Source organism: Methylotuvimicrobium alcaliphilum 20Z (genome assembly GCF_000968535.2).
Lineage (GTDB): Bacteria > Pseudomonadota > Gammaproteobacteria > Methylococcales > Methylomonadaceae > Methylotuvimicrobium > Methylotuvimicrobium alcaliphilum.
On record NC_016112.1, the window covers coordinates 599,338 to 615,638 of the forward strand.

Annotated in this window: 9 protein-coding genes; 6 read left to right on the forward strand and 3 right to left on the reverse strand. The window is 48.9% G+C overall.

Annotated features, from left to right (window positions below):
* Positions 1-288: 288 nt before the first annotated feature.
* Together MEALZ_RS02660 and oadA are read right to left on the reverse strand one after the other, a co-directional pair.
* A complete protein-coding gene (locus tag MEALZ_RS02660; protein ID WP_014147049.1) occupies positions 289-1,416 on the reverse strand; it encodes a sodium ion-translocating decarboxylase subunit beta in 1,128 nt (375 codons plus the stop codon).
* Positions 1,417-1,892: 476 nt separating this feature from the next.
* Positions 1,893-3,677: a sodium-extruding oxaloacetate decarboxylase subunit alpha gene (gene oadA, locus MEALZ_RS02665; RefSeq protein WP_014147050.1), complete on the reverse strand. Its 1,785-nt coding sequence runs from the start codon at positions 3,675-3,677 to the stop codon at positions 1,893-1,895.
* Positions 3,678-4,625: 948 nt separating this feature from the next.
* Here oadA and MEALZ_RS02670 point away from each other — a divergent pair.
* The 6 genes from MEALZ_RS02670 to erpA all read left to right on the forward strand — a co-directional run bounded on the left by MEALZ_RS02670 (position 4,626) and on the right by erpA (position 15,170).
* Positions 4,626-5,834 carry a porin gene (locus MEALZ_RS02670; RefSeq protein ID WP_014147051.1) on the forward strand — a complete coding sequence of 403 codons (1,209 nt, stop codon included), beginning with the start codon at positions 4,626-4,628 and terminating at the stop codon, positions 5,832-5,834.
* A 257-nt stretch (positions 5,835-6,091) separates the two neighbouring features.
* Positions 6,092-8,383 carry a TonB-dependent receptor family protein gene (locus tag MEALZ_RS02675; RefSeq protein WP_014147052.1) on the forward strand — a complete coding sequence of 764 codons (2,292 nt, stop codon included), beginning with the start codon at positions 6,092-6,094 and terminating at the stop codon, positions 8,381-8,383.
* An 825-nt stretch (positions 8,384-9,208) separates the two neighbouring features.
* Positions 9,209-10,447: an LLM class flavin-dependent oxidoreductase gene (locus MEALZ_RS02680; protein ID WP_046060955.1), complete on the forward strand. Its 1,239-nt coding sequence runs from the start codon at positions 9,209-9,211 to the stop codon at positions 10,445-10,447.
* A 124-nt stretch (positions 10,448-10,571) separates the two neighbouring features.
* Positions 10,572-13,190, forward strand: a complete 2,619-nt coding sequence (locus MEALZ_RS02685; RefSeq protein WP_014147054.1) for a TonB-dependent receptor domain-containing protein — start codon at positions 10,572-10,574, stop codon at positions 13,188-13,190.
* Positions 13,191-13,736: 546 nt separating this feature from the next.
* Complete coding sequence (gene argC, locus MEALZ_RS02690; protein ID WP_014147056.1) at positions 13,737-14,771, forward strand: N-acetyl-gamma-glutamyl-phosphate reductase; 1,035 nt, start codon at positions 13,737-13,739, stop codon at positions 14,769-14,771.
* A gap of 66 nt (positions 14,772-14,837) precedes the next feature.
* Positions 14,838-15,170, forward strand: coding sequence for an iron-sulfur cluster insertion protein ErpA (gene erpA / locus MEALZ_RS02695; protein ID WP_014147057.1), 333 nt, complete (start codon positions 14,838-14,840; stop codon positions 15,168-15,170).
* Here the strand turns inward: erpA and MEALZ_RS02700 are convergent.
* The gene (locus tag MEALZ_RS02700) at positions 15,153-16,286 is read right to left on the reverse strand and encodes an anhydro-N-acetylmuramic acid kinase (protein ID WP_014147058.1); all 1,134 of its coding nucleotides are present in this window, start codon (positions 16,284-16,286) and stop codon (positions 15,153-15,155) included. The two genes, erpA and MEALZ_RS02700, sit on opposite strands and share 18 nt — an antisense overlap.
* Positions 16,287-16,301 lie beyond the last annotated feature (15 nt).

A 16,301-nucleotide genomic window follows, 5' to 3' on the forward strand; every position in this document is an offset into this window, starting at 1 on the left:
GCCGGGGTGCCCGTCAAAGGCCCAGCACCTAAATTCCATAGGTATTTGGCAATGATTCAAAATCATGGCTTATTTAGGTGCTGGGTGAATACATCCATGTAGGCTTGAGCGGCCTCCCAATGAACTCGGTAAAGCTTAAAGTATTTCCTGGCTAAAATTCATTTAAATTAATCATACAAGGCTCTATGCCGGTCCCTCACCTAGCGTTAGGTGAGGGACCGAGCACCCTGGCGCCTCCTGAGGATCCGCCGAAATTTGAAGTGCGAAAGGTATACTTCATGCACATTTCTAATCAACCAAGCTCAACAAAATCCCGGCCGCGACGGCGGAGCCGATTACGCCGGCAACGTTCGGTCCCATTGCATGCATCAGCAGGAAGTTATGAGGGTTGCTTTCAAGGCCTAGCTTATTGGCGACCCTCGCCGCCATCGGGACCGCCGATACGCCGGCCGCGCCTATTAGCGGGTTTACCGGTGTTTTGCTGCATTTATTCATGATTTTTGCCATGATGACGCCGGCGGCGGTGCCGATGCAAAAAGCGATCGCACCCAAGCCTAAAATACCGAGGGTTTCGAATTTCAGAAAGGCTTCTGCGCTCAATTTAGAGCCGACCGAAAGGCCTAAGAAAATCGTGACGATGTTGATTAATTCGTTTTGCGCGGTCTTGCTCAGACGGTCGACCGCCCCGCAAGTATTCATTAGGTTACCTAAACAAAACATGCCAACCAAGGGCGCGGCCGAAGGCAAAAGCAAGGCAGTTAACAACAATAGCAGCAGTGGAAACAAGATTTTTTCGGATTTGCTGACGGCTCTGAGCTGCTTCATTTCGATCATGCGCTCTTTTTCCGTGGTCAGTGCGCGCATGATCGGCGGCTGAATGAGCGGCACCAAAGCCATATAGGAATAAGCGGCAACTGCGATCGCTCCGAGTAAGTCGGGGGCTAGTTTCGACGCAACATAGATGGCTGTAGGTCCGTCGGCGCCGCCGATAATGGCAATTGCAGCGGCATCCTTAAGCGAAAACTCGAGGCCGGGTACCATGTTTAGTGCTAATGCGCCTAATAATGTTGAAAAAATACCGAATTGAGCCGCAGCGCCTAGTAATAAGGTCTTCGGGTTGGCCAGCATCGGTCCGAAGTCTGTCATTGCGCCGACGCCCATAAAGATCAACAATGGAAATATACCGGTTTTAATACCGAAGTATAAATAGTATAAGAGACCGCCTTCTTCGGCCATGTCTGCAATCGGTATGTTGCTCAGCACTGCGCCGAAACCGATCGGTAGTAGTAATAGAGGCTCAAAACCTTTCTTGATAGCCAAGAACAGAAGTAAAAAACCTACCATCATCATAAAAGCCTGGCCGGTTTCGATGTTGTAGATCCCGGTGCTTTGCCAGAGCGAATTTAAATTTTCCATAAATGATCTCGATTAAAGTTGATTTTTATTCTGAATAGTTGTTGAGTGCATCGCGCATTAGCAGAGACAATGCCAGGAATTAGGAAATGCTAATGGACTGAATTCGTTAACCTAGGATTTGGTCGTAAATAACTTCCCTATTTTCGGAGGGTTCGGTAACTCGATTGGCAGGTGTCGGCGCCAGGGAAAGCCGCCGTCAAGCCTACACGGACGTATTTACGGCGTCTTGTCAAGCGAGTTACCGAACCCTCAACAACGCTCATAGTTCCTGGACATTATTTATCACGAAATCCCTAGGGCTTTTTTATTATAAATTGAAGAGCGCTTTTATTTATCCTCATCGGCGCGCCTTAGTCCTTATTTAATAAAGAAGGGGTTGGGTTTCGGGAAGGTGCCGGCGCGATGTTAAGGGGAGGACCGTTCATGCTTTGGCAGTGCTAGGCACGAACGGTGGTTTATCTCTGGCTCTTGTGGCTTTATAAGGTAATCAGGGCGTCGCCGACCGTCACTGCGGAACCTTCCTTGATATGGACGATAGATACCGTGCCGCTGGTTTTTGAGCGAACTTCGGTTTCCATTTTCATCGCCTCCAGGATCACGACTACATCGCCGGCTTTTACCGGGCTGCCTATTCCGACATTGATCTTCAAGATGTTACCGGCCATTGGCGCTTGAACGACCGTGCCGCCGGAGCTAACTGGCTGAGCAGTTTCTGATGGTGGCGTTGCGGGCTTGATGTCGAATGTTGCACCGCCCGGCGCAACCGAGACATTAAAGGTTTTGCCGTCAACGTTGACGCTATAGGTTTCGGCTTGACCGGCGGTTTTTTGCGGCGCGGTCGGAACAGGGCTTGCGGATTCATTCGAAGGCGGTGCTTCAAATGCTTCGGCCTGGCCGCGATGGCTAATGAATTTCCAGCCGATTTGGGCGAATAAGCCATAAATCAGTGCGTCTTCTTCGAGATTGTCGGCTAATTTTACGCCTTCCTCTTTCGCTTTGGCGCGGACTTCCTCGATTAATTTATCCATTTCGGGTTCCAGCAAGTCGGCTGGACGGCAGGTGATCGGTTTGGCGCCGTCCAGCACCTTGGCTTGAAGTTCGGCATTGACCGGAGCCGGCGTAGCACCGTATTCGCCTTTCAGTACACCTGCGGATTCCTTGGTGATAGTTTTATAGCGCTCGCCGGTCAATACATTGATGACCGCTTGCGTGCCGACGATTTGCGATGTTGGTGTCACAAGTGGAATGAAGCCTAGGTCTTCTCGGACTCGCGGTATTTCTTCCAAGACCTCATCGAAGCGGTCGGCGGCATTTTGTTCCTTTAGTTGGCTTTCCATGTTGGTCAGCATTCCGCCGGGTACTTGGCTAGTCAGGATGCGGCTGTCGACTCCTTTTAAATTGCCTTCGAAACGTGCGTATTTTTTGCGAATTTCTCGGAAATAGGCGGCAATGTCTTCTAATTTCTTGATGTTGAGTCCGGTATCTCTCGCTTGACCCTCAAGTGCGGCGACCATGGTTTCGGTGGGGCTGTGTCCGTAAGTCATGCTAAGCGAGGAAATTGCCGTGTCGACATTATCGATTCCGGCTTCCGCGGCTTTAATCAGCGTTCCGACGCTTAGCCCTGTCGTCGCATGGCAATGTAAGTGCACCGGAATCGATAAACTTTGCTTGAGGCGGCCAACTAATTCATAAGCGGCATAGGGCGTCAATAAGCCAGCCATATCCTTGATACATACCGAATGCGCGCCCATGTCTTCGATTTGTTTGCCTTGATCGACCCACATGTCGAGCGTATGTACCGGGCTGACCGTATAAGAAATGGTGCCTTGGGCGTGTTTGTCCGTGGCCAGTACCGCTTTTACCGCGCGCTCGATATTGCGCATATCGTTCATCGCGTCGAAAATTCGAAAGACGTCGATGCCGTTTACCGCGCAGCGTTCGACGAATTTATCGACGACATCGTCGGCATAATGCCGATAACCGAGAATATTTTGGCCGCGAAACAGCATTTGTTGCGGCGTGTTGGGCATCGCGGCCTTCAGTTGGCGAAGGCGTTCCCAGGGGTCTTCTCCCAAATAACGGATGCAGGCGTCGAATGTGGCGCCGCCCCAGGTTTCCAAAGACCAGTAGCCGACTTTGTCAAGTTTTTCACAGATCGGCAGCATGTCTTCGATGCGAAGGCGTGTCGCCAGAATCGACTGGTGCGCGTCGCGTAATACGACTTCCGTGATTCCTAAAGGTTTGGTGTTGGCTGCTGTCATAGCGTGGGTTCTCCGTGGACCTTATGGGAGGTCAAATCATTAAAAGTTGATGCGACTTTAAGTTTTAACCAGGGTGTTTAATTAATTTCCGTTGCGATTAAAAAAGGTGTTTGGCTGCGAGTATGGTTAGTATCCGGAGTCCTACGGCAGATGCAAATGGGCTGAAATTAAAGTCGTTTGGCATGCATTATATTGAAAAAACAAGGCAACATCATCTTGAATTGCTTTGCGGGAAAAACGAGCGGGCCTTGGTTATGAGAATATTCGAGGCTTAGGTGTTGCGGTTTTACCCCCTTTTGATCGAAAAACCGTCTAAGAATAAAAGGTATGGGATGTGTCTAACGAGGACCGCCGTGAACCCATCCATGGGGGCTTGACGGTAGCAATCGAACGCCAAGGATGGCGTTAATGCAGATTTTGCATGGAGCAAAAATCTGCCCTGCTGCCGACATCCTCGCTAGCCACACCCCACACCTTCATAAAGTTAGGCATTTTTTAAGTTTAAAAGGAGTGTGTCGTTTTTGCATCGGTTTCATAGCATAGGCTTATTTCATTATTATAGGGTTGAGAGATGATTGTTATGCTTGAAAGAGGTATCTCTTCGGTGCAAGTCCTTATGGCGCAATGATCGCCGCACCTAAACTGTGCTTTTGTTTGTTAATGCGCCCTATAAAAGGGCGGTTGCTTTTATGTTGGGAGATGTTTTATTTTCTTATGTGTTGTTTGTTAAGTGTATTTTAATATTGGCACATTATCTGCCTTAGACAAGTTGGGTTGTATCTTTAATGCTACAATTTGCGTAAAACGCAACAAAAGCTACGCTTAAATCATGGCGAATCAATAGGGTTAGGCGCTTTAGTTAATAAGCAAGATTAATCTAAGTTAGTCGAATAACTGATTCACAAGAATGTTTTCCGATAGCTACTCTACTTAAAAAAGGCGACACTTATGTATATAAATAAAAAGCAAAATGGTTGGCGATTGACTCTTGTAAGCGCGATACTGATGTCATCGGCGGTGCAGGCTGAAGATAAAGGGCTCATTGAGAGTTTAACGGGTTCCGATATCAACAAAACCGCGCCGATGCGCGATCTCGGAATCGAATTTGGCGGTTGGGTTTCGGGCGGTATTGCTGGCAACCCGGACGATCCGCGCGACAAAACTAATGGTCCGGTAACATTCAACAACCGTGCGAACGAATTCCATATGCATCAATTATATGGCTATATCGAAAAAGCGGTCGATACCGAGAGTAATAAGTGGGATTTGGGCTTTCGCGCGGACGTGGTTTACGGCGTGGATGCATTCTATACGACGCAAGGTAATTTCGACGATAATCTCGTTGTCGATTCTTCATCGCGATTCTATAAGCTGGCGTTTCCGCAAGTCTATGCCGAATTGTTCGCGCCGATCGGCAACGGTTTGACGACTAAGGTCGGTCACTTTTATACGATTATCGGCAATGAGGTGGTTACCGCGCCGGATAACTTCTTCTTTTCGCATGCTTATACGATGCAATATGGCGAACCGTTTACGCATACCGGCGTTTTAATGTCCTATCCTTTGACAAGTAACATCGAGTTGACGGGCGGGGTGGTCTCCGGTTGGGATTCGTTTTTTCAACAGCCGGCTAATTTTCTCGGTGGCGTGAGTTATACGACCGATGACGAAAAAACCTCGTTGGCAGTCTCTTATATTACCGGCGATACGGTCGTTGCCGATAGAAGCGAAAGTGCCGATGGTTCAAAAATCGAACGGCACCGTTCGATGTATAGCATCGTATTGACGCACGATTTTCTTGACGAGCTACACTATACTTTGCAACACGATTTCGGTGTACAAGACAATGTTTACCAAGGGGGCGGCGATTCCAAATGGTATGGCGTCAATCAGTATTTAACTTACGACGTCAACGATCAATTGGCTACCGGCCTTCGTTTTGAATGGTTCCGTGATCAAGACGGGACTCAAGTCTCTGCCGCTGGCAATAAAAACCACTACTTCGCGATTACTGCAGGCGTGAATTATTCTCCGCTATCCTGGTTGATGTTAAGGCCTGAAGTTAGATACGATTGGGTAACCGGTGCCAACGAATTCGATGCTGGCGCGGCAAGCGATCAAGTGCTGATCTCTGCGGACGCGATCATTCGCTTTTAAACTTTAGTATTTCAGCAAAAAGACATAGCGGCGCCGAATGGCGCCGTTTTTGTTTACGGGAGGATAAAATACGGAAGTTATGTTTGACGGAAGCCCAAGGAGGAAAGTCAAAGATAGGAAATTTCTGAATGTTTATGCAAATGATATTGATTACTATTAGCACTTGTTGTATTGTATTCGCTAATTTTTTTGATCTATAAAAATCATTCCGGCTTGCTTCCGGTTATAAAACAATCAATATCATTTGTGGGGGAGTTATGTTTCATTCGAAACGCGTCATTGGGTCGTTATCTTTGGCCTGTTTATCATTTGGGATAGCGCCTCAGGCGCAAGGTGTCGATAAGGATGCTCCGCCGACCGTGCTCGATACGGTTAAGATTATCGGCGACCCTGACAAGGCTCGGGATATGCCTGCGTCGGCACATTACATCGATACTAGCGATATTCGCGATCAAACCTATAGTGATATCAATCGAATTTTACGTAAGGCCCCCGGCGTTAATATCCGCGAAGAGGACGGTTTCGGTCTGTTTCCTAACATCAGTTTCCGCGGGGTCGATACAACGCGCAGTGCAAAAATTACTGTGATGGAAGACGGCGTGTTGACGGCGCCGGCCCCTTATTCAGCGCCTGCCGCTTATTTTAATCCGGCCGGCGGTCGTATGAGCGGCATCGAGGTTATGAAAGGCGGCAGTCAGGTCAAATACGGTCCGCATATTACCGGCGGGGTGTTGAACTATCTGTCAACGCCGATTCCCGAAGACGGCAAGGCTTATCTGAAGACGATTTACGGCAGTTACGATGAAGTCCGCTCGCACGGTTATGTCGGCAACACTCATGATACCGAGTTCGGCCGCTTCGGTTATCTGGTCGAGGGTTTTTATCGGCGGTCCGACGGCTTCAAGACGATCGATTCGACTACAGGTTTTGAAGGGAGTGATAGGACCGGTTTTTCACAAGTTGAACCGATGATTCGCTTATCCTGGGAGCCGAATACCGAAATGTACCAAAGGCTCGAGGTCAAGTTCGGTTATTCGAACATGGATGCCGACGAAACTTATCTCGGCTTGAGTGAAGCCGATTTTAGAAACGATCCGTATCGGCGCTATGCGGCATCACGATTCGATAATATCACGACCGAGCATTTCAGAGGCTTCGCGCGGTATTTCATTTCGCCGACCGACGATTTGGATATCGTCACGACGGCTTACTATAGCGAATTCGCAAGAAATTGGAGTAAATTGCAGGATATTAGAGGAGGAGCGCCGGGAAATATGGGCTTGGCCAGTGCATTGGCAGGCGCAAATGGCGGGTTGGGCTTGGATTGTCTTAAGGGTCGTGTGAACTGTGGGCTTCGGGTCCGGGACAACAATCGCGAATATTACCTTGGAGGTGTCGAATCGGTAGCGAACTATCGATTCGATTTAGGTGCTACGCATCATGAGCTAAGCGGCGGTTTTCGATATCACGAAGATGGAGAGAAAAGGCATCAGCATCAAATTACGTATTCTCAAGATGCCAATGGCGTGATTACCGGGAACAATTTCGGTGACTCGCTGGATACATTACCCGGTGGTCAAAATAATGCTAAAAGCGATACGCGCGCCTATGCCTTTTTCCTAAAGGATCGTATCGAATTCGGTAATTGGGGCTTTACGCCTGGTATTCGTTACGAGCATCTTTATCAAGAATATAAGAAGCACGTTCCTTTGGATAGACAACGAACCGTGGCCGATACAGTCTCCACATCCTTCGATTTGTATGCTGGCGGAGCAAGTCTCGATTATAAATTCAATGATGAATGGATGGTATTCGGTAGCGTTCATCGAGGGTTTTCTCCGCCCGGACCTTCCGACATAGAAGCCAAAAGAGAGGCCGAAACGAATAATGCTTACGAATTGGGAATGCGTTTTGCAAAAGGAGCGTTTTCTGCCGAAGTTATCGGATTCTATACGCAATTCGAAAACTTGATCGTGGTGAACAGTATCGGTGGTGCCGGAGCTGATTTTGGTGAAAACTTCGGGGAAGTCGATACCCGAGGCGTCGAACTGGCGCTTAATTTCGATGCAGGACAGGCTTTCGGCTGGGGTTTCCGCAATCCTTACTTCGTTTCCTTTACCTACACCGACACCGTGCAATTAAACGATGCGGCCTCGACCGACGCCGAATCGATCTTCAGTTTTGGTAAAAAAGGTAATCGCGTGCCTTATATTCCCGAATATGCGGTTAGTTTCGGCAGCGGTATACATTTCGACAAATGGGGTGTCGACGTGACCGGCAACTATGTCGGTGAAACATATACTAGTGCGAACAACACGTCTCTACAAATAGACGGCAACGGCAATCCCGATTCGCGTTTCGGTAAAACAGACGACTATGTCATCGTCGATGTTTCGGCCTATTACCAGGTGACAAAAGGCATCAAATTGCTCGGTGGCGTACAAAATGCCAATAATGAAGAGTATAACGTTTCAAGGCAGCCCTACGGTCCTCGTCCGGGTATGCCGATATTTGCCTACGGCGGCTTCGAGCTGGACTTCGATATTTAAGGTTGTCTTGACCCTCTCCCCGCGTTTTCCTAAGCACTGCCCAAATGCAGCAATTCCCAGTTTGAGCAGTTTCGCCGATTTTAGGGTGTGGGGTATGCCTGTCGAGGAACGCCGTAAACCCATCCATGGGGGCTTGGCGGCAGCTAAGCGCCAAGGATGGCGTGAATGCAGATTTTGCAGGAGCAAAAATCTGTCCCGCTGCCGACATCCTCGCCAAGCATACCCCACACCCTTTTTGATCTCCAAATTGGGAATTGCTGGCCCAAATGCGATATGTGAAAATTATCGTTGGTAATCAAATTAAGGCATTAAGCACAAAATTGGGGCATATAACATGGAGCTATACCCATTGTAGATCAAAATTCGGCGCCGGGGGCGTCAAAGGACGCCGTGAACCCAGCACCTAAATTATCCAATACCATTAATCATGGTAATGGGCTATGGAATTAGGTGCTGGGTGAATACGTCCATATAGGCTCTATGCTAGCTCCATGCTGGCAAACCCTTTGTGAGCGCCATGGATGGCGTGAATGTCGATTTTGCAGGAGCGAAAATCGACCGGACACCCCGGCGGCGCCTCAGGCACTGCCGAAATTTGAAGTGCGAAAGGTATAAAGCGGCGATTTTAGATGGCATAAAACCAAAGTGTTCGGTTAGTGCTAATTTCCCTGGGGTGTCATCAACTGGTAAAAAATACTGGCATTATCTTTGCTTTCTCTACTGAGTAATAACCGGTGTCGTCGATTGCTATCTGTGATTCGCGGAGAGTCGGTTTACCACATAATTAATAGGTTAGAGAGTGATAAAGATGAGGTTTGGGCGTTCATGCGGCAAATGAAACTGGGCGTTTTTTTACCGACGAGCAATAGTCATTTGTCGAATAGGCGACAACAGGGGCGGGGTGTCTCCAGTTGGGATCTTTCAGATTGTCAGCGTGTTGCGATAAAGGCCGAGCAGGCTAAATTCGATGCAGTCTTTATGAGTTCCGATGAGTCATTGTTCTGTCATTCTCAGGATGATGAATCGGTAAAGTTATTGATTGCGTTGACGCGTGTTACCGATCGGATCGGTTTGGTGGCGCCGGCATGCTGCGAGTACTCCGATCCTTATGGTCTGGCAGGTTCTTTTTCTGCCCTCGCTCATATCAGTCGAGGGCGGGCCGGTTGGAATCCCGGGACGGAAAATAATAATGATCGAAATATTCTTACGGAGCGAACTCGCGATTATATCGACTTAGTAACTTCTTTGTGGGCAATGTGGGAAGTTGAAGATGGAAATAATGATCTACCTGAGGTCGTCGATAAAAGCAACAAGTCGGATGCGGAAGTCATGGAGCGAACCGCTTGTGATCACCCGGTACTGGTTCAAAATATCTTATCCGATAGGGATATTGAATTGGCGGCGAGGAGTGCTGAAGTGGTTTTGGTTCGACAGAAGAATGAACAACAGGCAAGGCTGTTTTATTCCGAGCTAAAAGAAAAAGCGTTCAATTTCGGTAAGTGTCCTTCTCAGCTAAAAATTATGTCGTGTGTGGTACCTGTTGTTGCCGAGACAGCCGAGGCGGCTCATGAAAAATATCATTTGCTCAAGGAGTCGCTACACTCGGTGAAAAGATTAGAGTCTTTTAATTCCTATCTCGACAGGGAAAGTGCTACAGAATCTAGTCGGCAACAAGTATTACCGGAAAGATTCAATTATAACGGCTTCCGGAATGCCTCGATAGAACCGATAAAAGGGGCGATGGAAGTCGAGTCGTTGCCATTGCGAAGGCTTAATGATTGCGAGCACCGAGTCGTAATCGGCACAGCAAAGCAAGTTGCCGATCAGCTAGAGGATTGGTTTATAGGCGAGGCCGCTGACGGGTTTGCTATCATACCGCCATATTTCCCCGAAGGATTTGACGATTTTGTCGATCTAGTCGTTCCGGAATTGAAATTTCGAAACTTATTCCGTGCCGAATACGAGGGAGCGACGCTACGCGATCATTTGGGATTATCACGGCCGGTCAATGAGTTAGCAAAACGAATGATTCAATTTTCGTTATCTTACTCCTTTTCATACTGAAAAATCGTTTGGCTTTGTTGATGGTACCGTATATGTCAGCCGAGAGTCGCCGATCGCCCGGTGCCGAAATTTGACTGACAAATGATATGACTTTTGAAAACGGATTTAATAACCAAGGTTTAGAATGAATTCTTTTTCCAACAAACCCGCTTGGACCGTGCGATTGTTTTGTTTGTCGTTGATGTTATTTCCGCTTTGTGCTCAAGCTCATTCCCAGGAGATCGGCAGCAGCGGCTGGCTTAGCGGATTCAGTCATCCGCTCGAAGGTTGGGATCATCTATTGACGATGCTGGCTGTCGGTATTTGGGCCGCACAGCTTAAAGGTAACTCTGTATGGCAATTGCCGTTGGCCTTTGTCGGTGTGATGTGTCTTGGCGGTCTAATCGGCGCCGCTGGGCTGCCGGTTTGGGGCGTCGAGCCGATGATTCTTTTGTCGGGTGCGGTGTTCGGGGTGTTGGTCTTGCGCAGAATTCGGGTACCGGCGTTTGCGAGTATTTCGGTCGTGATGTTTTTTGCATTTTTTCATGGCTACGCTCACGGTCAGGAAATGCCTGCGTCGGCCGGTTTGCTGTCGTTTGCTTTGGGATTCGTTTCCGCTACACTGTTATTGCACGGTGCCGGCATTATAATGGTGCGCTTGGTAATTTTGGCATTCGCCACAGTGTTCGGAACTTCGGTTCATGCACAGGCGGTTGAGGATGATGGCGATAGCGGTTCGGATATCGAATCCGAAACGATGCATTTGGAGTTACTCCCCAAGATGGTTGTGACCGAGCGCGGTGATTCTTTGGTCGGTATTGCAGACAGTGCATCGCAAGGCAACGTCGGGCAAGAGCAGCTGCAGTACCGGCCTATCATTCGGCCCGGTGAGATACTCGAAACGGTGCCCGGCCTGATCGCATCGCAGCATAGCGGCGAAGGAAAATCGAATCAGTTTTTTTTAAGAGGCTTCAATCTCGATCACGGCACCGATTTTTTAACCAAAATCGACGGCGTGCCGGTGAATTTAGTTTCGCACGCACACGGTCAGGGTTGGACCGATATCAACTTTCTGATTCCCGAATTGATCGCCACGATCCATTATCAAAAAGGTAATTACTACGCCGAAAACGGTGACTTTTCCAGTGCCGGTGCCGCCGATATCCGCTACGCCAATACTTTGCCCGGACATATCGCTCGATTTACCGGCGGTAGTTTCGATTATTATCGGGGACTGTCGGCCGGTTCGCAAAGGCTCGGTGACGGCAATTTGCTTTATGGCGGCGAAATCGTTCATAACGGGGGGCCGTGGACGGTCGGCAACGATTATTTGAAATTCAACGGCGTGCTTCGCTACAGTCAAGAGTATGAAAGCTCAGGCTGGAGCGTCACTGCGATGGCCTATAAAGCCGACTGGAACGCGACCGACCAAATCCCCCGGCGCGCGGTCGACTCCGGAACGATCGGGCGTTTCGGCTCGCTCGATCCAACCGACGGCGGCAGCAGCCGGCGTTACAGCATCACCGGAGAGTGGCATCGTCAAGACGAGGCGTCGGCATCCAAACTGACGGTTTACGGGATTTACCATGAACTCGATCTGTATTCGAATTTCACCTATTTTCTCGAAGATCAGGTCCGTGGCGACCAATTTGCTCAGCCCGATAGGCGCTGGACATCCGGTTTGAACGCAAGCCACACGTTTTTTCATAAAATCGGCACCTTCGACTCCGACAGTACAATAGGTTTGCAGGTGAGAAACGACTCGATCCGTAACGGCTTGCTGTTGACCCAGGCGAGACAACGGTGGGGCACCGTTCGCAGCGACGATGTACGCGTGACCAACGTCAGTCCGTATTTCGAAAACAAGACCCGCTGGACATCCTGGCTGAGAACGCAATTGGGCGTTCGTTTCGACGGCTTTCAATTCGACGTATCCGACAGCAACCGTTCCGAAAACAACGGCACGCGTACTGACGGCATCGTTAGCCCGAAAGCCGGGATCGTATTCGGGCCGTGGGCGGATACCGAGCTTTACCTGAACGGCGGTCTCGGTTTTCACAGTAACGATGCGCGCGGCGTCAATCAGCGCGTCGATCCTGCGAGCGGCGATACCGTCGACGAAGACGGTAATCCGGTTAACCGCGCGGTGCCGTTGGTTCGTACTTACGGGGCTGAAGGCGGTTTGCGCACAACCTGGATTAATGGGTTGCAAAGCACGCTATCGGTCTGGTGGCTCGATATCGACTCCGAATTGTTGTTTGAGGGTGATGCTGGGACGACAGCAATCAGTCGCCCGAGCCGCCGCTACGGTGTCGAATGGGCGAATTATTATTCGCCGACCGATTGGCTGACCTTCGATGCCGATTTTAGTTTTTCGAAAGCGCGTTTTCGCGGTAACGATCCGGCCGGTAATCGTATTCCCGGTGCGATTGAAAGCGTGATCGCAACCGGTGCGACGGTTCACGATATTTACGGCGGTTTCTTCGGGGGGCCAAGGTTGCGTTATTTCGGACCGAGACCGTTGGTCGAAGACAACAGCGTCCGGTCGGATTCGACGGTTTTGTTATCGGCGATGCTCGGTTACCGTTTCGACAAGACCTGGACCGTGCAGGCCGAAGTGTTTAATATCCTAGACCGCAAAGACAGCGCAATCGACTACTATTACGAATCGCAATTGAGAGGTGAGGCAGAGCCTGTCGAGGACATTCATTTTCATCCCGTCGAACCGGTCAGTTTCAGAATGAGCGTAACCGCGAATTTTTGACTCGGATTCGAAAGCGCTAAAAAGAGAAAACCGGCTACTTAAAAACGGATTGATTTCGATCCTTCTTGTGGCGTGTCCTCAACTGCGCATATTAGACGAGCGCAGTGGCATAGAATTCGATCGTAAATAACGTCCCCATTTTATGGAGGGTTCGGTTGCTCGATTGGCAATTGCTGAGGAGCAAAATCCGCCCCCGCTGCCGGCATCCTCACGAAGCTCACTGCACACCCTTGTTGGTTTCCAAGTTGGCCATTGACAGCATTGCTGCAATCGTAAATCATGGCGAAATGGCCGGTTCATTGATACCCTTTCTTTATGAAAAATAATTTCGGCTGAACCGAAACAGATATCCTGTAAAATGTCAGTTATTAACAAGGCGATTTCGTTATTAGATGTACTCTTTCCGGTCAATTTTCGGCACCGAGTGAATCCGCCTAATACCCCGGCACTTCCATACGGCACTGCCTAAATTTGAAGCGCGAAAGGTATAGATGATGAAATTGGCACAATGATTTAATTTTCAGACCAATCGGATGAGGTAAGTTGATGGTACGGGTAGGTATTGTAGGAGGCACCGGTTATACGGGTGTGGAGTTGCTGCGGCTCTTGGCTTTACATAAGAAAGTCGAGGTCTCGGTCGTGACTTCGAGAAATGATGCGGGCAAAAGAGTCGATGAAGTGTATCCGAGCTTGCGCGGCTTTATCGATACGGTTTTTACTGCCCCGGAAGTTGATGGCTTATCTGATTGCGATGCGGTATTTTTTGCGACGCCGAACGGCACTGCCATGTTGATGGCTGAACAATTGATGGCGCGAGGTGTCAAAGTCATCGATCTGTCGGCCGATTTTCGCCTGAAAGATCCAGGACTATGGGAGAAATGGTACGGCATGGAACATGCTTGCCCTGATTTGATCGAACAAGCCGTTTACGGTTTGCCGGAGTTTAACCGCGAAGCGATCAAAAATGCTAAATTGATTGCATGCCCCGGTTGTTATCCGACTGCAGTGCAATTAGGTTTTTTGCCGTTGATTGAGAAAGGCTTGGTAGAGGTTGATCGTTTGGTTGCCGATGTGAAGTCGGGGGTTAGTGGCGCCGGGCGAAAAGCGCAATTAACGACCTTGATGGGAGAGACAGGCGAGAGTTTTAAAGCTTATGCGGCAAGCGGTCATCGTCATTTACCCGAAGTGATCCAAGGTTTGGAGATGATTGCTAAAAGGTCTGTAGGTTTGACGTTTGTTCCTCATCTAATCCCGATGATACGAGGTATTCATACCACCTTGTATGCGCCCTTGCTAGAAGCAGGAGGAGAAGCCGTTCAAGCACTTTATGAGCAACGCTATATTAACGAGCCGTTTGTCGATGTGTTGCCTTATGGATCGCACCCGGATACCCGTAATGTTCGGGGCGGCAATGTTTGTCAAATCGCCGTTCATCAGCCCCAGGGGGGGCGAATGTTGGTGGTGTTGTCGGTGATTGATAACCTGGTTAAAGGAGCCTCAGGGCAAGCGTTGCAAAATATGAATTTAATGTTCGGTTTTGATGAAGCTGAAGGTTTAAGGATTCCAGCGCTTTATCCTTAAATCTTGACTAAAACACTAGGGATTGTCATACTTTTATAACTTTTTAATTTCGATAGTAGAAACTTTATGGCTGAACCAATTATATTTACCGATAGCGCCGCTGCGAAAGTTGGCGATTTAATTGCCGATGAAGGCAACGATAACCTCAAGTTGAGAGTTTATGTGTCGGGTGGAGGCTGTTCGGGCTTTCAGTACGGCTTTACGTTCGACGAGGAAGTGAACGAAGATGATACGCAAGTCGAAAACGGCGGAGTGACGGTTTTGATTGATTCGATGAGTATTCAATACTTAACGGGTGCCGAAATCGATTACAAGGAAGATCTTTCCGGTGCTCAGTTTGTGATACGCAATCCTAACGCAACGACGACTTGCGGTTGCGGATCATCGTTTTCCGCTTAATGCGGCGTGCCCAGGATAGATTCCACCTAGAATTACCGGCTCTTTTGCGCCGGTAACCGACATAAGGTTGCCGGGCAGGCTATTCATGGTTTGTCTGGCTAACCAAGCAAAAGCGATTGCCTCCACATGATCGGGATGTAAATGGTATTCTTCGGTCGATAATACGGGACAAGTCAAAGCGCCTTGCAGTTTTTCCAACAAATAGCTATTACGCGCGCCGCCGCCGCAAACTAATACCTTGTCGGTTTTAGGGGCATAATCGTGAATAGCGTCGCAAATGGTTTCCGCTGTTAATAGGCATAAGCATGCCTGGACATCTTCCGGTTTTTGTTCCGATAATTTGCGGAGGTGTTTGGTTAGCCAGGCCAATGAAAAATATTCTTTTCCGGTGCTTTTAGGCGCTATGCTCGTAAAATAAGAGTCGGCTTTTAGTTGCGAGAGCAGATGTTTATTGAGTTGGCCTGTTCTTGCCCAGTCTCCGTTACGGTCGAAATGACTTCCTTGATGTTTTCTTATCCATGTATCCATTAAGGAATTGCCGGGCCCGGTATCGAAACCGATGATTGGTTTCGACGAATCTTTTGGCAAAATCGTTATATTGGCGATACCGCCGATATTGGCGATCACTCGGTTTTCACTTGGGCAGGCGAATAAAGCTTGGTGGAAAGCCGGAACGAGTGGAGCGCCTTGTCCGCCGGCGGCTATGTCGCGACGGCGAAAATCGGCTACGGTAGTAATCCCTGTGAGTTGTGCGATGATGTTGGGATCGCCGATTTGTAAACAAAAAGGGCTGGATAGCTCTGGTGCATGGAAAAGGGTGTGACCGTGACTGCCAATTGCAGTAATATCCGAAGCAGAAAAGCCCGCTTTAGCGATTAGGCTCTGTGCGCTTTGTGCGAATAAACTGCCCAGTTGTGTATCAAGCTTGCCGATATTTTTTAGTAGAACAGGATGATCGGAAGAAGTAATTTCAGTCAGCTCGGTTCTGATCCGGTCAGGAAAAGGATGGTATTCGAAGGCGATGAACTCAGGATGGCCGCTACTAAAATCGACAAGACCAGCATCGATACCGTCGATGCTGGTCCCGGACATTAAGCCAATATAGAGTTCGGTCATTGAAGTTATGATGCC